Annotated in this window: 19 protein-coding genes; 13 read left to right on the top strand and 6 right to left on the bottom strand. The window is 43.3% G+C overall.

What is annotated here, in order from left to right; all coding sequences use genetic code 11:
- Positions 1-54 precede the first annotated feature (54 nt).
- The gene (locus IGI71_RS13115; protein WP_430615784.1) at positions 55-1,593 is read right to left on the bottom strand and encodes an AMP-binding protein; all 1,539 of its coding nucleotides are present in this window, start codon (positions 1,591-1,593) and stop codon (positions 55-57) included.
- 194 nt (positions 1,594-1,787) lie between these two features.
- On the bottom strand, positions 1,788-2,411 hold the full coding sequence (locus tag IGI71_RS13110; protein WP_231434772.1) for a DapH/DapD/GlmU-related protein: 624 nt from the start codon (positions 2,409-2,411) through the stop codon (positions 1,788-1,790).
- Positions 2,412-2,505: 94 nt separating this feature from the next.
- Here IGI71_RS13110 and IGI71_RS13105 point away from each other — a divergent pair, with 94 nt between their 5' ends.
- The 4 genes from IGI71_RS13105 (at position 2,506) to IGI71_RS13090 (ending at position 7,474) form a co-directional block, all read left to right on the top strand.
- Positions 2,506-3,699: an NAD(P)-dependent oxidoreductase gene (locus tag IGI71_RS13105; RefSeq protein ID WP_231434771.1), complete on the top strand. Its 1,194-nt coding sequence runs from the start codon at positions 2,506-2,508 to the stop codon at positions 3,697-3,699.
- A gap of 54 nt (positions 3,700-3,753) precedes the next feature.
- Positions 3,754-4,407: a GntR family transcriptional regulator gene (locus tag IGI71_RS13100; RefSeq protein WP_231434770.1), complete on the top strand. Its 654-nt coding sequence runs from the start codon at positions 3,754-3,756 to the stop codon at positions 4,405-4,407.
- A gap of 135 nt (positions 4,408-4,542) precedes the next feature.
- Entirely contained in the window at positions 4,543-5,757 is a 1,215-nt protein-coding gene (locus tag IGI71_RS13095; RefSeq protein WP_005228609.1) for a quaternary amine ABC transporter ATP-binding protein, read from the top strand.
- The gene (locus IGI71_RS13090; RefSeq protein ID WP_005228611.1) at positions 5,750-7,474 is read left to right on the top strand and encodes an ABC transporter permease/substrate binding protein; all 1,725 of its coding nucleotides are present in this window, start codon (positions 5,750-5,752) and stop codon (positions 7,472-7,474) included. The genes IGI71_RS13095 and IGI71_RS13090 overlap by 8 nt, the downstream gene beginning before the upstream one ends.
- Before the next feature lie 118 nt (positions 7,475-7,592).
- Here IGI71_RS13090 and IGI71_RS13085 read toward each other — a convergent pair whose 3' ends face one another.
- The 3 genes from IGI71_RS13085 to IGI71_RS13075 are packed head-to-tail and all read right to left on the bottom strand — an operon-like array spanning position 7,593 to position 9,496.
- Positions 7,593-8,429 (bottom strand): histidinol-phosphatase HisJ family protein, encoded by an 837-nt coding sequence (locus IGI71_RS13085; RefSeq protein ID WP_231434769.1) that lies wholly within the window; start codon positions 8,427-8,429, stop codon positions 7,593-7,595.
- A gap of 19 nt (positions 8,430-8,448) precedes the next feature.
- Entirely contained in the window at positions 8,449-9,090 is a 642-nt protein-coding gene (locus IGI71_RS13080) for a sugar O-acetyltransferase (protein ID WP_231434768.1), read from the bottom strand.
- A gap of 13 nt (positions 9,091-9,103) precedes the next feature.
- On the bottom strand, positions 9,104-9,496 hold the full coding sequence (locus IGI71_RS13075; protein ID WP_016619764.1) for a VOC family protein: 393 nt from the start codon (positions 9,494-9,496) through the stop codon (positions 9,104-9,106).
- A gap of 159 nt (positions 9,497-9,655) precedes the next feature.
- On the opposite strand from IGI71_RS13075, the gene IGI71_RS13070 reads away from it, so the two are divergent.
- The gene (locus IGI71_RS13070; protein ID WP_060792827.1) at positions 9,656-10,636 is read left to right on the top strand and encodes an ROK family protein; all 981 of its coding nucleotides are present in this window, start codon (positions 9,656-9,658) and stop codon (positions 10,634-10,636) included.
- Between the two features lie 89 nt (positions 10,637-10,725).
- On the opposite strand, the gene rnhC is transcribed toward IGI71_RS13070, so the two are convergent.
- Positions 10,726-11,652, bottom strand: a complete 927-nt coding sequence (gene rnhC, locus IGI71_RS13065; RefSeq protein ID WP_167826954.1) for a ribonuclease HIII — start codon at positions 11,650-11,652, stop codon at positions 10,726-10,728.
- 216 nt (positions 11,653-11,868) lie between these two features.
- Between rnhC and zapA the strand changes: the two genes are divergently transcribed.
- From zapA to IGI71_RS13025, 8 genes are all read left to right on the top strand, one after another.
- The gene (zapA, locus tag IGI71_RS13060; protein ID WP_005228634.1) at positions 11,869-12,309 is read left to right on the top strand and encodes a cell division protein ZapA; all 441 of its coding nucleotides are present in this window, start codon (positions 11,869-11,871) and stop codon (positions 12,307-12,309) included.
- A 23-nt stretch (positions 12,310-12,332) separates the two neighbouring features.
- Positions 12,333-12,887 carry a CvpA family protein gene (locus tag IGI71_RS13055; RefSeq protein WP_430615781.1) on the top strand — a complete coding sequence of 185 codons (555 nt, stop codon included), beginning with the start codon at positions 12,333-12,335 and terminating at the stop codon, positions 12,885-12,887.
- 78 nt (positions 12,888-12,965) lie between these two features.
- Positions 12,966-15,329 carry an endonuclease MutS2 gene (locus IGI71_RS13050; protein ID WP_128488384.1) on the top strand — a complete coding sequence of 788 codons (2,364 nt, stop codon included), beginning with the start codon at positions 12,966-12,968 and terminating at the stop codon, positions 15,327-15,329.
- A gap of 96 nt (positions 15,330-15,425) precedes the next feature.
- Complete coding sequence (trxA, locus tag IGI71_RS13045) at positions 15,426-15,740, top strand: thioredoxin (RefSeq protein WP_005228645.1); 315 nt, start codon at positions 15,426-15,428, stop codon at positions 15,738-15,740.
- Positions 15,741-16,022: 282 nt separating this feature from the next.
- A complete protein-coding gene (locus IGI71_RS13040) occupies positions 16,023-16,349 on the top strand; it encodes a PadR family transcriptional regulator (protein WP_010749815.1) in 327 nt (108 codons plus the stop codon).
- Positions 16,336-17,016 carry a DUF2812 domain-containing protein gene (locus IGI71_RS13035; RefSeq protein WP_231434767.1) on the top strand — a complete coding sequence of 227 codons (681 nt, stop codon included), beginning with the start codon at positions 16,336-16,338 and terminating at the stop codon, positions 17,014-17,016. The genes IGI71_RS13040 and IGI71_RS13035 overlap by 14 nt, the downstream gene beginning before the upstream one ends.
- 17 nt (positions 17,017-17,033) lie before the next feature.
- Positions 17,034-17,933: an ABC transporter ATP-binding protein gene (locus tag IGI71_RS13030; RefSeq protein WP_005228654.1), complete on the top strand. Its 900-nt coding sequence runs from the start codon at positions 17,034-17,036 to the stop codon at positions 17,931-17,933.
- Positions 17,926-19,179, top strand: a complete 1,254-nt coding sequence (locus IGI71_RS13025) for an ABC transporter permease (RefSeq protein ID WP_005228656.1) — start codon at positions 17,926-17,928, stop codon at positions 19,177-19,179. Before IGI71_RS13030 ends, IGI71_RS13025 begins: the two co-directional genes overlap by 8 nt.
- Positions 19,180-19,204: the final 25 nt, after the last annotated feature.

The following is a 19,204-nucleotide window of genomic DNA, read 5'->3' as shown; positions in this document are numbered from 1 at the left end:
AGTAAAAATAAAAGAAATGGCCAGCAGGGAAATCTGCTGGCCATTTCTTTTGCTTTATTCTGCGTTTTTGAATTCTTTTTCAATTTGTAGTCGTTGGACTTTCATGGTTGCTGTTCGTGGGATATCTTCGTAGTCGCGTAAAATTGGCTGATTGAGGTGAGGGAGATCTTCCACCATTTTCCACCAAGCATCCCAATCCATTTGACGATTTGGTGCTAAAGCAATGATTGGTTGCGGTGAGTTTTCTTTGTCGCGAACGATCACGACTTCGGCAAGGAAGTCTAAATGATCCAGCAAAAGGTCTTCCAAGGCAAGATTGCTTTCAATATTTTTGATCAAGTCCACTTGACGGTCTTTTAAGTAAAGATGTCCCTGATCATCCATCTTGCCGTAATCACCACTGTCCCACCAAGCGCCATAGACATTGTCAGCAAAACGCTGATCTTCTTTATAATAGGTCAACGCGCGTCCTTTTGAAAGGAAATGGATGTGCCCATCGGTATTGGCTGGCAGCTCGTTGCCCTCGGCATCGGTGATCCGCGCTCTCGTTAAGTCCTCCAGACCGACACCCATATCACGGGCATCGTTGGTAGTGATGCTTTCTAAGGTATGTGCTTTTAGAATCATTGGCCCGCACTCACTTTGGCCATAGACTTGTAAAAAGAGTGCTTCTTTTGTTGCTGAAGTATTTAAAAAAGTCGCCATTGTTTGATTGTTGATAGCATCAAAGGTTGAGTGATAGTAACGAATATTAGCAAAAGCATCTGGTTGTTCTTTTGCCACAAAGCTCCATTGGACAAAATTGTTTGGATGAGTTTCCAAAGCGATCGGTGGGTATTCTTTTAACATGCCTACGACATGAGCACCGTTGGCATTGGTTAATGGCATCATCGGGAAGCCCATCGCCATCAAGGAGGAGATACCGATATTGAAGCGGGAGTGCACCGGTGAAATATGGAACGCAATTAAATCAGAGTCAGCTTTGGTGCGATCGATCTTGGTGAAGATCGTTTTTTGCCATTTTGTCCGCCAGCCCATGGAGTTTGCTGAATGACAAATCAATTTTGGAATACCCGTCGTTCCAGAAGTATGGGTCATATAGGAAATTTGATCCACCGGTAATTCAGTTTGTTCCACTGGTTCCTCTGTTTGTTGTAGCAAATGGCGAACAGCGATCTGTTTGTCAGTACTGCTATTTTTCACTTGTGCGACGCGGCCTTCGGTTTCTTCATCAAATAAGATGTAAGGATCTTCTAAGCGATCCACAAACACTTCGATGGTTTCAGCAGGAAAATGATAGGAGATCATAGCAGGAACGGCACCAAGGTAAGAAGCAGCCGTTGCTAACAAATACGTATCGAATTTTGAAGATTTATACAGAATGATTTTATCTCCTGCTTGCACGCCAAGTGAGGCAAGTTGATAAGCACGCTTTAAAATCATTTCATGGCTCGAACGGTAGGTACTACGATAGCCAAGCTCAGGAAATGCTGGCAACACTTCATCATGGATGATGGGGGTGTCAGGAAACGTCTCAGCAGCTTCGCGATAATTGGTGTATAGATTCAATGGACGATAGTCTAAAATGGACAAATAGAACACTCCTTTAAAAGTTCGTGAAAAACTTCATTTGATTTCTCCATTTTAGCACAGGAATTCCTCGATACAATAGATATTTTGTGTTTTTTATTTATTTCTAAAAAATCATCCGGGTAAAGACTTTCGAAGAATGAATGACTGTGATGTGTTATCATTCATTCCTCGTAGTAAGCGGAAAAAGTGCATAATCAACGGGTGTATTTTGCTACAAAATCTTCGATTGGGAGGCGAAAGTCTAAATAGCGTGCTTCTAATTCTGCACGATTCCAATTCCACCAAGCGATTTCTTGCAAAGCAGTGATCGTTTCTGGATCAAAGCGGTATTTGATCACTTTTGCTGGAACCCCGCCGACGATCGCATAAGGCGGCACATCTTTGGTTACGACTGCGTTTGAGGCGATCACGGCACCATCACCGACGGTCAAACCAGATTGGATCACGGCACCGTGGCCGATCCAGACATCATTGCCAATGACGGTCGTTTTTGCTTTGCGTTTTTCTAAGAAGGACTCGTCCTTTGGCGCAAATCCATAGCCTTCGCCATTATAGGCAAAAAGATGCTGACTAGGGCGTTCATAGGGATGATTGGTGGGGCCGATGCGGACCATCGCTGCGATACTGATAAAACGTCCTAATTGACTGTTCTGAATGAAGCAATATTGCCCCGTATAGGTATAATTGCCGATGGAAGAATGATCAATGTGATTGGCTTCGCCAATTTCGACATAGTCTCCTAAAGTTGTGTCTTGAAGCTGCGAGTCTTTACCAACGATCGGCTGTTCATCTGGAAAATTTGTGATCGATAGGTGCATAGAAATCATCCTCTCTTGCGTATTGCTATCATTTTACCGCACTTTTTTGTACTATTTGACTAATACGCACTAAAGACAAAAGGAGGTCTGCTTTATGGAGTCGATTTATCAGTTAGATAAGATGACCGAAACGATAGCTAAGCGAGCAATCAAAAAAGGATACTCGTTAAAAAATCAAGCGGCCCCAGAGGCGCTGTTTGTGCGCAGTTCAACGGTTCCTAACGAATTGATCACTCCAGAATTAGCTGTGATCGCTCGCTCAGGAACAGGCACCAATACGATCGATTTGGCACGGTGTACTCAAAATGGCACAGTAGTTTTCAATAGTCCTGGTGTCAATGCCAATGCAGTCAAAGAGTTGGTGCTATCCAATTTATTTCTCAGCGTTCGCCCCTTATTCAAAGCGATCCAGACGGTAGCCGATTTACAAGAAGAACTAGCGTCCGGTCAAATTGAAGCAGAAGAGGTGTTGAAGGTAGCTGAAGAACGGCGAAAAGAAGTGATTGGCGAAGAATTAGCTGGAAAAACCATCGGTATTCTAGGGTTAGGAGAGATCGGTGAACGGGTGGCAAAAGCCTGTCATCAGCTAGGGATGGAGGTTTTGGGCTATGCCCGAACGAAGAAAGCAGCACACGATTACGAGCAAGTCAGTGACCTGCAAATGCTGTTGACCGAATCAGATTTTGTGGTGGTCTTGCTCCCTTTAAGTCAAGAGACCAAAGGCATGCTGAATCGACAAACGATTCAGCAGATGAAAAAAAATGCAGTGTTGATGAATTTTGGTCGCGGGGAAATCGTGGAAGAAGCAGCCGTCTTAGAAGCATTAGCCAAAAATCAGCTCAAACAATACATCACTGATTTTCCTAGTGCGGGCTTGATCGGACAACCGAAAGTGTTGTGTTATCCGCATATCGGCGGCAGTACTACCAATGCCTTGGAAAAGGGGGATCACGTAGTTTTTGATCGCATGCATGCCTATTTACGCGCTGGGACGATTCAAGAATCGGTCAATTTCCCCCATGCAGAGTTGCCTTTTTTGGCACCGTATCGCTTAGCGCTGTTTTATCACGACAAGCCTGGTGCTTTTGCCCCATTATTGCGGATCATTTCTGAAGCAGGCGTGGATATCGATAATTTGACAAGTGAAAGAAAAGCCGGAGTCGCCTATACCTTGATCGATCTTGATGAGACAAATGAAACGCTGCTTCAAGATCTGCAAAAACAGATGCAGCAGGCAGGGGCAATCATTCGTGTGCGCTTGATCAAAAATCCGCGAACCAGTGAATAGTTGCCACCAACAATGTTTCTTGTTATGATGAAAAAAAAGTAAAGGAAGTTCATCATGATGAATAAGTTTCAAGATAAAAAGAAGGTCGCTTTGCCTCGTTATCAGCAGATTGCCGTAGCGATCGCGGAACGAATCGTTGAAAATCGCTACCAAGTTGGGCAAAAGATCCATGCACGCTCAACGTTAGCCAGCAATTTCAATGTCTCTCCTGAAACAGCCCGCAAAGCGATCAATGTATTAGTTGATTTAGAAATCATGGACGTCCGTCATGGCAGCGGCGCCTATATTGCTTCAAAGGAAAAAGCACAGGCCTTTGTGGAACAATACCAAGATGTGCAGTCGATCCAAGAAATTAGACAAGATATTTTAGACAGTGTGGAGCGGCAGCAGCAAGAGCTGGATAATTTTTCTGACTTGTTGAACACGCTAGTGCAGCAAACCAAAAAGGTACACCACATGAGTCCGTTTGTGCCCTTTGAGCTTCAGCTGACGGAACAGGCGCAGCATTTGGAAAAAAGTATCAATGAATTGAATGTTTGGCAGGCCACAGGGGCGACGGTCATCGCGATCCAAACAACCGAAGAATTGTTGTTGTCACCAGGACCTTATGCGAAATTCAGTGCAGGCAATACGATTTATTTTGTCGGGAATGAATTGGCGTTGCAGCGCATGACCAATTTCTTCTATCCAACGGACCATTCAGCGTAATTCTTTTTCCTGATTCCCATGCTTTTTTTGCAAAAGAAAAAGCATGGGGAAATTTTTTTTGACAAAGTGACCACATCTTGTTAAGATAGTATGGTCACTTTCGTGAAATTTTTCAGAAAAAGGAGTATTAATCATTTGAGTAAAGTTAAAGTGGAACACTTAACCAAAATCTTCGGTAAGAAAAAGCAGCAAGCTCTTGCCATGGTCAAAGAACAACGCAGCAAAAACGAGATTTTAGAAAAAACGGGTGCCACCGTTGGGGTCTATGATGTGAACTTTGAAGTCAACGAAGGCGAGATTTTCGTCATCATGGGCCTTTCTGGAAGCGGGAAGTCAACATTGATTCGACTATTGAATCGATTGATCGAGCCGTCTGGCGGAGATATTTACATAGATGGCGTGGATGTTGCCAAAATGAGTAAAGAGGAACTACGAGAAGTTCGCCGTCACAAAATCAACATGGTTTTCCAAAGCTTTGGCCTTTTCCCTCATCGGACAATTTTAGAGAACACAGAATACGGACTAGAAGTCCGTGGGGTCTCGAAAGAAGAACGAACAGCGAAAGCGGAAAAAGCGTTAGAAAACTCAGGATTGCTTTCTTTTAAAGACCAATACCCTGACCAGCTGTCTGGAGGGATGCAACAGCGTGTAGGACTTGCCCGTGCGTTAGCCAATGATCCAGAGATCCTCTTGATGGATGAGGCCTTTTCAGCATTAGATCCGCTGATTCGCCGTGAAATGCAAGATGAACTTTTAGAATTGCAAGCCAATGTTCAAAAAACGATTATCTTTATCACCCATGATTTGAACGAGGCCTTGCGGATCGGTGACCGGATCGCTTTAATGAAAGATGGTCAGATCATGCAGATCGGTACAGGAGAAGATATTTTGACGAATCCTGCCAACCAATACGTGCGTGATTTCGTGGAAGATGTCGATCGTTCCAAAGTCTTGACTGCGCAAAACATCATGGTCCCAGCATTGACGACGAACATCGAGATCGATGGACCAAGCGTAGCATTGAACCGGATGCGGAAAGAAGAAGTCAGCATGCTGTTAGCCGTCGACAAACGTCGTCACCTAAAAGGAAGCCTGACAGCCGAGTCTGCTCGTGAGGCACGGAAAAACAATCTGACCTTGAAGGAAGTTATTGATAAAAATGTTAAAAAGATCGATAAAGATATGCTGGTAACGGATATCTTCAATTTGATCTATGATTCGCCTACACCTTTAGCTGTGGTAGAAAACGATCGTTTGATCGGAGTCGTGATCCGCGGAAGTGTGATTGAAGCATTGGCTGAGACTGATTCAGCCGCTCAAGCAGAGGAAGGGGTAGTGACAAATGGATAATTTCTTACAACATACGATTCCGGTGGCTGATTGGGTCGAAAACTTTACTGATTGGCTAACAGGAACTTTCAGTGGATTGTTTTCAGCCTTACAGTCTTTCGGACAATTTATCATGGACGCTATTACAAATGTATTACTGTTTGTACCACCGTTATTAATGATCGTCTTATTGACGGCTGCTGCCTTTTTCGTTTCACGCAAAAAATTCGGCTTGCCAGCCTTTACTTTTGTCGGGTTGCTGTTCATCTATAACCAAGGGTTATGGACAGACTTGATGAACACCGTGACGTTGGTCTTATTGTCGAGTTTGGTTTCGATCATCATTGGGATTCCACTAGGGATCTTAATGGCGAAAAGCGAAAAAGCGCAAAGTATCGTGACGCCGATCTTAGACTTTATGCAAACGATGCCTGGTTTCGTTTATTTGATTCCTGCGGTTGCTTTCTTTGGGATCGGGATGGTTCCAGGGGTCTTCGCCTCAGTGATCTTTGCTCTACCACCAACCGTTCGGATGACGAACTTAGGGATTCGCCAAATTTCTCGTGAATTGGTGGAAGCCTCTGATTCCTTCGGTGGGACTGGCTGGCAAAAACTGATCAAATTAGAATTGCCACTAGCCAAAAGCACTATTTTGGCTGGGGTCAACCAAACCACGATGCTGGCATTATCAATGGTCGTGATCGCGTCAATGATCGGTGCTCCTGGGTTAGGGCGCGGCGTCTTGTCCGCCTTGCAACGAGCACAAGTCGGTAACGGATTTGTCAGTGGGGTATCCTTAGTTATTTTGGCGATTATCATGGATCGCTTTACCCAGAATTTGAATCGTTCGGCACATCAAAAAGCAGCCAGCAAGACAAGTCGCAAACAAAAACGTCTTTTTGGCGGGATTGCTGCAGCGGCAGTCGTTGCTTTGATTGGAGCATCGTTTGCCTTTGGAAATGTTTCTGACAGCAAAGGCACGGTGAACTTGGCGTATGTCGAATGGGATACGGAAGTTGCATCTACCCATGTGGTGGCAGAAGTCTTGTCGCAAATGGGCTACGAAGTCAACACGACGCCTTTGGATAATGCCATCATGTGGGAATCGGTGGCAAAAGGGGAAGTTGACGGGATGGTTGCTGCTTGGCTGCCATCTACGCATCAATCCCAGTATGAACAGTACCAAGACCAAGTTGAAAACTTAGGTCCTAACTTAGAGGGGGCAAAACTGGGGATCGTTGTACCAAGTTATATGGATGTAGATTCCATCGCAGACCTTTCTGACGAAGCTGGAAAAACCATCACTGGTATCGAACCAGGCGCTGGTGTCGTAAATGCAGCGGAAAATACGGTTGCAACGTATGACAACCTTTCCGATTGGAATGTCGCTACCTCTTCTTCAGGAGCGATGACAGTGGCATTAGGCCAAGCCATCAAGAACCAAGATGAGATCGTTATTACTGGCTGGTCTCCACATTGGATGTTTGCGAAATATGATCTGAAATATCTGGATGATCCAGAAGGAACAATGGGTGAAGCAGAAAGCATCAACACTGTTGTACGCCAAGGATTAGCAGATGACATGCCAGAAGTCTACGAAGTACTTGATCGTTTCAACTGGACACAAGAAGACATGGAAGAAGTCATGTTAGCAATCAATGACGGAACGTCAGCCGAAGATGCAGCCAAAGATTGGGTAGCCAATCACCCAGAAGAAGTTGCTGCTTGGACGAACTGATTTCTAAAAAAGAACGACCGCAGATTGAAGCGGTCGTTCTTTTTATTGTTTAAAATACTTAGGTTCATAACGAAAGACGAGGGGATGATTTTTGCAAAAGATCGAGCTTTTGTGCAGGTTAAGCAAAACGATGAAAAATCGGCTGCATCTGTTCAAACGTACAGAGCTTAGTAAATCCTAATGACCGTAAAAGATCTTGTCCCTCTTTGATTTGAAACCCGAGGTGTTCTGGTTTATGACTGTCGCTGCCGATGGTTATCACGCTTCCCCCCAAGTCACGATAAAGCTTGAGGATCTCGATCGATGGCGTATACCCGTTGATTCCGTAACGGTGGGAAGAGGTATTCAGTTCAATGCCTTTGCCATTTTTGATCACGACTTTCAAGATCTCTGCGATTTGTTCTTTCGTTTGTTCAAAAGCGTCCTTCTCTTTATCTAAATAACGACGAATCAAATCCATATGGGCTAAGACGGAATACTCTTTATATGTCGTGACTAGCTGATACATTTCATCATAATAGCGCTCGTAGCATTCCTGTTGGCTGCGTCCTTTTTGAAATTCTCCAGTCCAAAATTCTTGATCGTCTACCTGATGAACGGAAAGTAAAATGAAGTCAAAGGGATGCGAATGATAAAGACGGGTAAATTGTGGGATCGTGTGCATTTGTATCCCAAATTCCAGCCCAGTTTTTAGCTTGATTTGGTCACTGTATGTTTCCTTTAAGCGTGACAGTTCGTTAAAATACAAGTCGTAGTAGACATTTTTTACAACTTTATTGGCCCCGACGAGGTACGTATCCGTCGCTTGCCAGTCTTCTTTGACTCCATAATCCACATGATCGGTAAAGCAGATTTCTGCTAAGCCTAGTTTAATGGCGTCTTTGACTACATCTTCCATCAAATACCAAGAATCATCGCTGTAATCACTATGGACGTGATAGTCTGTAAAAATCATGGCGTCTCCTTTTGTTTCGTTATTTTTGCTGCTTCTGCCAGTCTGCTCGTTTTTGATGATAGAGCTGGGCGGCAGTTTCCCAATGTTCTTTGTCAGCCGGCTGAATCTCACGGATCACACGGGCTGGATTGCCGCCGACGATCGTATTCGGCGACACATCTTTTGTGACGAGGGAACCAGCAGCGACGATGGCATGTTTGCCGATCGTTACACCTGGTAAAATCGTACTATTGCCCCCGATCCAAACGTAATCTTCGACGGTGATCGGGAGACCAAATTCCAAATCTTGACTGCGGACCACAGAATCGATCGGATGACCGGCGGTATAGAAGCTGACCCGTGGTCCCACCATCACATGATCACCAATCAGAATCTTATTGACATCTAAAAAAATGCAATCCATATTGGCATAAAAGTGATCACCAATCTCAACATGGCGACCATAATCAACAAAAAGGGGTGGTTGGACAAAGCAATGCTGCCCAAATTTGCCAAAGAGTGCTTTTTCTTTGGCGATGATTCCTTCTCGGTCATCGACTGGTAAATGGTTGATTTCCTGGGCACGTTTTTTTCCCTCTGCTGAGCCATTCTCAGGGAGAATGCCAGCAGCTTGATACAATTGACCAGCCAACATCGCTTGATAATCAAAGTCTTCTTTCATTGCAAAATCCTTTCTAAGACGGTAAATCGTCGGTGGTTAATTCAATCAAATTGCCTTCGGGGTCTTGGACAACTGCTTCATAATAGCCATCGCCTGTTGTACGAGGACCATTTAAAAGAGGGTAGCCATCTTCAACAAACCGTTGAGCATATCGATCGACGTCAGCTTGATCACCAACTGCAATCGCAAGGTGAGTGTAGCCTAAGCTCTCGCTGACACGAGGGCTTAAAAATTTCTTGGTCGTTAATTCTAACCGACTTCCAGAATCAAAAGTCAAAAAATAGGATTGAAAGCCTGTTTTCGGATTATGGTATTTTGGGTTGCTGACCGCCTGAAAGTAGGTTTCATAAAATGTCCTCATTTTTTCCAAATCATTGACATATAGTGCGATGTGTTCAATTTTCATTATCGACAACTCCTTTAATAAGCAACATAAATCGTTTTTTTTTGAACTTAGTAAACTTTGTTTAATAAGTTGCTTCTATTATACCTTTGTTAACAAAATTAATAAAGGTATATTCCCAGCTTTTTATCTGTTAAAATAGGAGCGTTGAGGGGGAGAAAAATGAAAGCTTATCAGCCAACGACCATTAAATTACATAATCAGGCAGTATTGCTGGATTTGCTAAAACAGCAGCAAGCGCCTATGACCAAGCGCCAACTGGCAGATGCCTCTCAATTAAGCGTGGTAACGATCAACAAGCTGCTTCCTGAATTGATTGAAAAGCAGTTGCTTTTGACGACGGATCAACCGCAACGAACGGGAGGACGTCAAGCTGCGGCTTACCAGTACAATGCGCAACGGACACTGTTGTTGATCATTCAGTTTATCGAAGAAGACCAGCAGATCGTGATTCGTTTTTCAGTCGTCGATCTCATCGGGAACATTTTGCATCATGAGCAGTCAGCAGAGGGCCGATTGCCGCAGTTCTTGCAAGTGATTCGTCAGATAAAACAGGAATACCCGAAAATCAGCTTGGCAGTCGTGGGAATTCCTGGTGTGGAAATTGCTGGAAGACTGAAGATCATGGATGCTCCAGCATTTAAGGACATGGCGCTAGGGGAATTGATTGAAAAGGAGATCGCGGTAAAAACGCTTATTGAGAATGACGTGAATGCAGCGGTATTCCATTTCAAAGAAGAGAAAAAAATCGTGGCTGGCATTTATTTTCCGAAAAATTATCCGCCAGGTGCGGGACTGGTCATCGACCAACAGCTCTTTAAAGGAGCCAACCATTTAAGTGGCGAAATCAAGCATTTGCCGCATCTCTACACGGCTTCTTACCCTTTGGCAACAGAGGCGATCCCAGAACAAGTGACTGCCACTCTTCAAGCGATCGTGGCAGTGACGGACCCGCATCAAGTCATTTTGTTTTTGCCCTCTGAATGGCAGGCGCTCGTGTCGCGCTCCTTTTTGGAAAAGCAGCTGGCAGCAGTGTTTCAATATGGCGTCTTGCCAAAATTACACTTTTCCGATCGGTTTTCAGAAAATTATTTGGCTGGGTTGATCACGATGGGAATCGAAGCAGCGGGCTTAGGGCTTTGATTCCCAGCATTCAACTGGTACTGAGGACAAAAACTGCCGCTGCTTCCTTTATTCAGAAGTAGCGGCAGTTTTTTTGAAAATACGATAACTCACAGCTTGGCGAGTTTCTGTGCTTTTTCGGTATTCGCAAAATGCAGTTTGGCATATTGGCCTAATAGTGCTATGCCACCTTGCTGCAGTAATTTTGCTGCAACTTGGTCAGCAGCTGCGTGGGCGCCAGAAGGCAAACGCATACCGACTTCTTTGGAGGCTGCATCTAATTCATCCAAAAAGACTGTACGGCATAAAATAGAGGCTGCCGCTACTGCTAGATGATATTGTTCCCCTTTCGTCGCAAAATAGAGCTTTTCAGTGACCGCTGCTTGTTCCGACTTTAAATAGGTGCGATAATTTTTTTCGCTCGTGAACTGATCGATCAAAATGGCATCTGGTGTCTCAGGAGCAATTTTTTGCAAAAGCAAACGAATGGCTTGATTATGCAAAGCAACTTTCATTCGGACCGTGTTGTATTTTGGTTGGATCTCGTTGTATTTTCTGGGCGTGACAGTGAGCAATTGGTAAGGAACCAATTCTTTGATTTTCGGCGCCATCTTACGGATCTCTGGATCTGTCAGCATTTTTGAGTCCTTGACACCTAAGACTTTCAGCTGTGGCAATTGCTCTTTTTTGGCATAGACGGCACAGACCACCAAAGGACCGAAATAACTGCCGTTGCCGACCTCGTCACTGCCGACGACGCTTTTTTCGCTAAATCCTGCTGGCAACGCAGTGGTTGAAACAGTCGCTTTTTTCTTATCCGGTACAGCACTAGCCGTATCGCCCCATAAGGAAGCTTCTTTTTCAGCAGTCGCTCCTTGAAACATGACTTTTCCAGACGTATAAGCAGTGATCGTCGTTGGCCCTTTTTTGGCGACAAACACTGTATAAGGAACTTTCTTCGCCAGCAATTCTCGTTGATAAAATTGCTGCATTTTTTGGATAGTTGAAGTTGGTACTTTGATAACGATCGTACTCATTTGATTCCTCCTGATTTTTTGTCTTTTTTTAGGTAGACAAAAGGATACTTTAAGATTTTACCATACTTCTTATTCTTTTTTACTAAGACGATCAGCAAACAAACGATTGGCATGGAAATTCATAAGAAAATCACGTATAATAGTTAAGAGTTTGCGACACATGTTCAATAAGTGATAGAATAGAGCAGAATGTAAGCAATGGGAGGAAATATTCCTATGACGGAGCAAAAGAAACGCTATAAAGCAGTTATCGCGAATCAAAGTTACACGATTATTGGACGCGAAAGCAAAGAACACATGGATATGGTGACAAGATTGGTCAATGACCAACTGCTTGAGATCATGCAATTATCGCCACAAACCGATCAAGAACAAGCGTCGATCTTATTAGCGATCAACGCTGTTTCCGACCAGCTGAAAAAACAAGAACAGCTGTTGGTCCTACAAAAAAAAGTGGACGAGTTGCGGGGACAAGCCATTAAAGCAACGGAGCTTGAGAATCGCATCAAGCGGATCGAAGCGATCGAATCCGAAGCACGGAAAGTTCTCGATGAGACAGGTCGCAGTGATGTGGAGATCCATAATCATGTGGAAGCACAACAGATCTTAAATGAACAAAGGAAACGAAAAATTCAAGAAAAGACAGCCCATGGGTAGTGCGGCGTAGAAAGGATTCCTAAATGATTGGATTATTTGTCTTGGTTTTGTTGTTGGCAGCCTTTTATGGCGGCGCGCGGCGCGGAACCAGTTTACAATTGGTCTCAGTTTTGGGCTATTTGATCTCTTTTTTCTTTGCAGTTGCGAATTACCAAGAAATTGCGAAAAAAATTGAGCTCTATGTTCCTTATATGTCAGTAACGGCGGATTCAAAGTTAAAATACTACGATATGGAACTGGCTTTAGATTTAGACAAAGCCTATTATGCAGCCATCGCTTTTGTGATGGTGCTCTTTGCTGGATGGCTGATCACAAAACTAGTGGTGATTTTTGCAGACAGTTTGCGTTACAAACGCCTACGTTTTTTAGGTGGTTATGACTGGGCAGTTGCGGGTGTTTTGAATGTTATCTTGATGTATATCAATTTGTACATGTTTTTCATGATTCTCTCAATGATCCCGTTTGCCACGATTCAAAATCTGTTTGAAACGAGCGGAACTGCGAATTTCATCGTTGATCGGTCGCCGATTCTCTCAGGTTACTTCTATCGATTGTGGATCACAGATGTGATTGGGTAAAAAGCAGGCAGATGGTTGCAGAGCCATTCTGCCTTTTTCTTAGGAACAAAAAGTTAAAACAAAGCAGGTGAGAAAAGAATGAATACTAAGATCCTTGATGTTTTAGGATTTGAACAAGTAAAGAGTCAAATCGGTCAGTATATTGTAACAGCCCAAGGAAAAGAAGCCTTAGCAAAGCTTGCGCCATCAAGTGATATGCAAGTCATTTCCTCTTGGCTAGCAGAAACAGAAGACGCGATCAAGATCCAACGTTTAAGAGGCGGAATCCCTGTACCAAAGATTGAGAATATTCGTCCCCAAATGAAACGGATCGAAATTGGCGCCGATTTAAATGGCATTGAGTTGGCACAAGTTGCCCGTGTCTTATCAACTACGCAGGAATTGAAACGCTTTTTTGCTGATTTGTCTGAAAGCGAGATTGAATTTTCCCGCTTGTATCACTGGGAAGAACAGTTGGTGTCTTTGCCAACCTTGAATCGACGCTTGAAAGAAGCTATCGATGAGGATGGCCGAGTCACAGATGATGCCTCTCCAGCACTACGTGGAATTCGCCAATCGATCCGACGAGCAGAACGGACGATTCGCGAGACATTGGATGGCATCGTCCGAGGTGGCAATGCAAAGTATCTAAGTGATACGATCGTAACCATGCGAAATGAGCGTTATGTGATTCCAGTCAAACAAGAGTACCGAGGTGTTTTCGGCGGGGTAGTCCACGACCAAAGTTCCTCTGGTCAAACCTTGTTTATCGAACCGAAACAAGTAGTGGAACAAAATAACCGTTTGCGCCAGCATCAAATTGCGGAACGGGATGAAATTACACGTATTCTAGCAGAATTGTCAGCAGAGTTAGCCCCATATCAAAGAGAGATTCTCCATAATGCGTATGTGATCGGGATCATGGATTTCATGAATGCCAAGGCTCGTTTTGGAAAAGAGATGAAGGCAATCGTACCAGCGATCAATCAAGACAACCATGTCTTTTTTAAGCAAGCACGTCATCCATTGATCGATCAAGAAAAAGTCGTTCCTAACGATATTACGATTGGAAAAGACTATCAAGCCGTTGTCATTACTGGGCCGAATACCGGTGGGAAAACCATCACCTTAAAAACATTAGGGCTATTGCAGATCATGGGCCAAGCTGGTTTACCAATTCTGGCAGAAGAAGAAAGCCAAATGGGTGTCTTCAATGAGATTTTTGCGGACATTGGGGATGAACAATCCATTGAGCAAAGTCTATCGACCTTTTCTTCTCATATGACAACGATCGTTGAAGTGTTGAAAAAAGTCGACGAGACAAGCTTAGTTCTCTTTGATGAATTAGGCGCAGGAACCGATCCTCAAGAAGGGGCGGCACTAGCGATTGCGATTTTGGACGAACTTGGGGCTAAGTCGGCTTATGTCATGGCGACGACCCATTATCCTGAATTGAAGGTTTATGGCTATAACCGATCCAATACGATCAATGCCTCTATGGAATTTGATGTTGATACCTTAAGTCCGACCTATCGCTTGTTGATCGGGGTTCCAGGACGAAGCAATGCGTTTGAGATTTCGAAAAGACTTGGCTTGCCAGATACGATCATTGATCAAGCCAAAGAGATCATGGATGGAGAAAGCCAAGACCTGAATGAAATGATCGCTGATTTAGAAAATCGAAGAAAAATGACGGAAACCGAGTATCTTGAAGTCCGTCATCATGTAAAAGAAGCGGCCCGCTTGCACCAAGAGCTAGAAGCAGCCTATAGTTATTTCTTTGAAGAACGTGAAAAAGAATTGGCGAAAGCTCGGCAAAAAGCCAATCAGATCGTTGAAGAAGCCAAAGAAGAATCTGAAAAAATCATTGCCGATATTCGTAAAATGCAGTTAGCCGGCGGTCAAACGAAGGTCAAAGAACACGAGCTGATCGACGCGCGCACCAAGTTATCAGGACTGCAACAAGAAGAACATCTGCAAAAAAACAAGGTTCTGCAAAAAGCCAAAGCAGCCAAGACGCTGAAAGAAGGAGACGAAGTGCTTGTAACATCTTATGGTCAGCGCGGGGTCTTATTGAAAAAAGCAGGCAAAAATCAATGGCAAGTCCAAATCGGTATTTTGAAAATGAATTTGCCAGAAACAGATCTCCAACCAGCAGCGCCAGTGAAGGAGCCTACACAGCGTATCGTCAATACGATTCGTTCTGCTGACAGCAGTCCAGTGGTCAATCAGTTGGATTTACGCGGTAAGCGGTACGAAGAAGCCCTCAATGAAGTGGATCAGTATTTAGATGCAGCGATTTTGGCAGGCTATCCGCAAGTGACGATCGTCCACGGAAAAGGAACCGGTGCGCTGCGTCAAGGGATTACCGATTATTTGAAAAATCATCGCTCGGTGAAAAGTTTTGAATTTGCGCCAGCAAATCAAGGGGGCAATGGGGCGACCATTGTGAAGTTTAACTAACCTTTAAGAACCCTTACCTTTTGTAAGCAGACGATTTTAAAAAACTTCCGATACGTGGTATACTTTTTTTAGTTTTAAAAATGGAGGGGAAGTACGATGGCAAAAGAAATTACTGATAAAACTTTTTCAGAAGAAACCGATAAAGGCTTAGTCCTTATTGATTTTTGGGCAACTTGGTGTGGTCCATGTCGGATGCAAGCGCCGATCTTGGAACAATTAGCGAACGAATATGAAGAAGACGAATTGAAGATCGTGAAAATGGATGTGGATGAAAATCCTGAAACACCAGCTTCATTCGGGATCATGTCTATTCCAACTTTGTTGTTGAAAAAAGACGGCCAAGTCGTTGATAAAGCAATTGGGGTGCATACAAAAGATCAATTGAAAGCTTTAGTTGCGGAACATATGTAATAGAAGAAACGTTTTTGAAGCAATAGCCGAAAGTGGCTATTGCTTTTTTTATTTTGGGGACAAAGTCTTTGAAGAATGCCTTTGACGTTTCTAACTTCTACTCTTTGTTCCATGCACTGTTGCTGGGGTTCACTCAATTGCTAACGAGAAAAGTGAGAATGAACATTAAGAAAGCAGTCATTCTCCAGCAATGTTAGCAGATCAGAAAAAAAAGATTGACGCTGGTTATATCATTCGATAATATATCATTAAGTGATATAGCTAGTGGGACGGAGGAATCAAATGGATGAGGCATTGACAGATTCAACCTATTTGATTTTATTAGCGCTTTTAAAGCCGAAACATGGGTATCTCATCATGAAACAGATCCATGAGCTAAGCCAAGGGACGTTTGAGATTGGTCCCGCAACGATGTATACGATTTTAAAGAAGCTGACGAAAAAGGGGTGGATCGATTTAGAGGAGAGCGTTGACCGAAAAAAAATCTATCAGATTACACCAGAAGGAAGACAAGTTCTGGAGAGAGATATTCAACGGCGCAAATTATTTTATCAAATCGGAGAACAGGTTTTCGAAGCGTTAGGGGGAGAGCAAGATGGGCATCAATAAGAAATACCTTCTTTCACTTGGTGTAGCCTATTACCCAGAAAAGGAAATGGTTCGTCTGCAAAAACAAGCGTCGTTAGGGTGGCACTTTGTGAAGATGAATCGGTTAGGGTTTTTGAAGTTTATCAAAGGAGACCCAGAAACGACCAAATATGCAGTAGACTTTTTCGAAGGAGAGCCCTCTGAGATCGTTGATTACTTAGCGATGTATCAAGCAGGAGGCTGGACTTATATCAGCAATTATAAAGATCGCTATTTTTATTTTAAAGCGTCTCCTGACACACCAGCGATTTTCAGTGACCAAGAAAGCTATCAAGAACGGATCGATAATGAAACACGGTATTTAATGAAAAAATCGATTCTACTTTCGGTGATCAGTTTAGTGATATTAGCAGCAATTTATTTTCTGATCCGTTATTTCAATATTCGCACAAATCCATTTTGGTCCTTTGGACTAGGATTGATTACGGGGCTGGTGTTTATCCCGATTGGGGTAGGATTGACCACGATCCTGATGAAATTCTTATATAAAAATCGAGCAAGTTATTACAATGAACCAGAGAAACTGGCGAAGCGTCAACGAGTGATCCGCGATACCGTCATCTTGATGTTTGTCGGAGCGCTCATTGGCGCCGTTATCGGCTTTTTCTTTAGTGATATATTTTATTAGATAGGGAAGGTGAGCATGTGTTAGAAGCAAAACAATTAGTAAAAACATTTGGCGATTATACAGCAGTCGATCAATTGTCCTTTACCATCAATGATGGACAGATCATGGGCTTGATTGGTCAAAATGGTGCTGGTAAAACGACGACATTCCGATTGATCTTGGATTTCTTGAAAGCCGATCAAGGGGAAGTATTGTGGGATGGCCATAAAATTAGTGAAAAAGAATACAATATTATCGGCTATCTGCCAGAAGAACGCGGCTTGTTTCCAAAAGTAACGATTGAAGATCAATTGATCTATTTCGCGCGGTTACGAGGCAAGAAGAAAGAAGACATCGTACCAAAAATCGACTATTGGATGGACAAATTTAAAGTCAAGGGCAAGAAAACCGATAAAGTCAAATCGCTATCAAAAGGAAATCAGCAAAAAGTTCAGCTGATCTCAACGTTGATCCATGAACCAAAATTGGTGATTTTAGATGAACCATTTAGTGGGTTAGACCCCGTCAATGCAGAACTGTTGAAAAATGGGATCATTGAACTGAAAAAAAATGGCTCATGTGTCATTTTCTCCAGTCATAATATGGATAATGTGGAAAAAATCTGCGATCACTTGATTATGCTGCGGGATGGTCAAACTGTCTTAAACGGAAAAGTTCATGAAATTCGTGAATCCTTTGGGCGGACGAAAGTCTATTTAGAATCCAACTTGACGAAAGAACAGCTCTTGGCAGTGGCAGGTGTCGAGGAAGTTCTTGCCAGAGAAGATGGCAGCTATGATATTACGATCGCTGATCCTGCAGTAGGAAAAACCTTATTTGATTTAGCAACGGCGGATGGTTATATCCCTATGTTCAATCAACAACCGCCAACGTTAGAAGAAATCTTTAAGCGGAAGGCGGGAAAAATAAATGAGTAAGTTTTGGGTAATCGCATTAGATGTTTATAAAAAAAATATCAAATCAATTTCGTTTTTGATTATGATTCTCGTGCCATTTATTGCAACGGGGGCATTTTATCTCATTGGTTATTTTGCTGATGGTATGAACAGTGTCGACAAAATTGCCGTTTATGCGAATGAACCAGCCATTGCGCAGACCTTTGTGGACCAAAGCGGCGATGATTTTGAATTTGAAATTGTTGACAGCGAAGAACAAGGGCAGCAACAGATGGCAGACAAAGATGCTGATGCTTTGTTACTTATTACTGCTTCTGGGGATACGCTGCAAGGGGAATTATTAAGCGAGTCCTCGATGGGGCAAGCTTTAGAGCTGACGATCCAACAGTTATTGACGGGTTTGCAGTCTTCCTATAGAGCTAGTGAGCTTGGCTTGACTGCTGAGCAAGTGGCAGTCCTTAGTGAAGTCGCACCGCTTGATCGTCAAAAAGTTTCCTTCGGTGAAGATGGCGAAATGACTTATGGGGAAGACAATACCGCGATGCAATCACTAGTAAGTATGATCGCAACAATCATCCTCTTTTTCTTTATCATTACTTACGCACAGATCATTGCACAAGAGATCGCTTCTGAAAAAGGAACACGCATCATGGAAGTCATTTTGTCTAGTACACGGGCGCAAATCCATTACTATGCCAAATTGACTGGTGTAATCATGGTTGCAGCGACCCAGCTAGTTGCTTATGTTGCGATTTTTGGCGGGAGCTATTTCTGGATCAAGGATAACCCAATGGTAAAAGACTTGTTGGCAAACTTTTCGACAGATGGCATTTTTGGTCCCTTCCTGGTGTTTGCGATCGTTTTCGTCTTCTTAGGAATTTTGATCTACTCGGTCTTGTCAGCCCTTTGCGGGTCGTTAGTGAACAAAGCAGAAGATACGGCGAAAGCCATCATTCCAGTAACGTATCTTTCATTAGGCGGGTATATGCTTGGAATCGTGCTAGGCGGTATGGATCCTCATAACGTGGTCTTGCGAGTAACTTCCTATGTACCATTTTTATCTTCCTTCATTATGCCAGTACGGCTTGCTAATGATACAGTGGGTATCGGCGGTGCATTGATTTCAGTAGGGATTCTTGCTGTTACCACAATTGTCCTGATGCTGGTTTCTGCAAAAATGTACAAATCAAATGTCTTGATCTATAACGACAATGGCATTTTAGCAACGTTGAAACAATCACTAGTGTTAATGAAAAACGAGAAATAAGCAAAACGCCCGATCCTTTTCGTGA

It is taken from the genome of Enterococcus sp. DIV1279b (assembly GCF_050531515.1).
Classification (GTDB): domain Bacteria; phylum Bacillota; class Bacilli; order Lactobacillales; family Enterococcaceae; genus Enterococcus_D; species Enterococcus_D casseliflavus.
Note: the sequence above shows the minus strand (reverse complement) of the source record. Positions and strands in the feature narration are given on the sequence as shown.

Bases quoted from the DNA above. Each gene is read 5' to 3' on its own strand.
- IGI71_RS13110 (WP_231434772.1), bottom strand. From the start codon at position 2,411: ATGCACCTATCGATCACAAATTTTCCAGATGAACAGCCGATCGTTGGT.
- IGI71_RS13105 (WP_231434771.1), top strand. From the start codon at position 2,506: ATGGAGTCGATTTATCAGTTAGATAAGATGACCGAAACGATAGCTAAG.
- IGI71_RS13100 (WP_231434770.1), top strand. From the start codon at position 3,754: ATGATGAATAAGTTTCAAGATAAAAAGAAGGTCGCTTTGCCTCGTTAT.
- IGI71_RS13090 (WP_005228611.1), top strand. From the start codon at position 5,750: ATGGATAATTTCTTACAACATACGATTCCGGTGGCTGATTGGGTCGAA.
- IGI71_RS13085 (WP_231434769.1), bottom strand. From the start codon at position 8,429: ATGATTTTTACAGACTATCACGTCCATAGTGATTACAGCGATGATTCT.
- IGI71_RS13080 (WP_231434768.1), bottom strand. From the start codon at position 9,090: ATGAAAGAAGACTTTGATTATCAAGCGATGTTGGCTGGTCAATTGTAT.
- IGI71_RS13075 (WP_016619764.1), bottom strand. From the start codon at position 9,496: ATGAAAATTGAACACATCGCACTATATGTCAATGATTTGGAAAAAATG.
- IGI71_RS13070 (WP_060792827.1), top strand. From the start codon at position 9,656: ATGAAAGCTTATCAGCCAACGACCATTAAATTACATAATCAGGCAGTA.
- rnhC (WP_167826954.1), bottom strand. From the start codon at position 11,652: ATGAGTACGATCGTTATCAAAGTACCAACTTCAACTATCCAAAAAATG.
- zapA (WP_005228634.1), top strand. From the start codon at position 11,869: ATGACGGAGCAAAAGAAACGCTATAAAGCAGTTATCGCGAATCAAAGT.
- IGI71_RS13055 (WP_430615781.1), top strand. From the start codon at position 12,333: ATGATTGGATTATTTGTCTTGGTTTTGTTGTTGGCAGCCTTTTATGGC.
- IGI71_RS13050 (WP_128488384.1), top strand. From the start codon at position 12,966: ATGAATACTAAGATCCTTGATGTTTTAGGATTTGAACAAGTAAAGAGT.
- trxA (WP_005228645.1), top strand. From the start codon at position 15,426: ATGGCAAAAGAAATTACTGATAAAACTTTTTCAGAAGAAACCGATAAA.
- IGI71_RS13040 (WP_010749815.1), top strand. From the start codon at position 16,023: ATGGATGAGGCATTGACAGATTCAACCTATTTGATTTTATTAGCGCTT.
- IGI71_RS13035 (WP_231434767.1), top strand. From the start codon at position 16,336: ATGGGCATCAATAAGAAATACCTTCTTTCACTTGGTGTAGCCTATTAC.
- IGI71_RS13025 (WP_005228656.1), top strand. From the start codon at position 17,926: ATGAGTAAGTTTTGGGTAATCGCATTAGATGTTTATAAAAAAAATATC.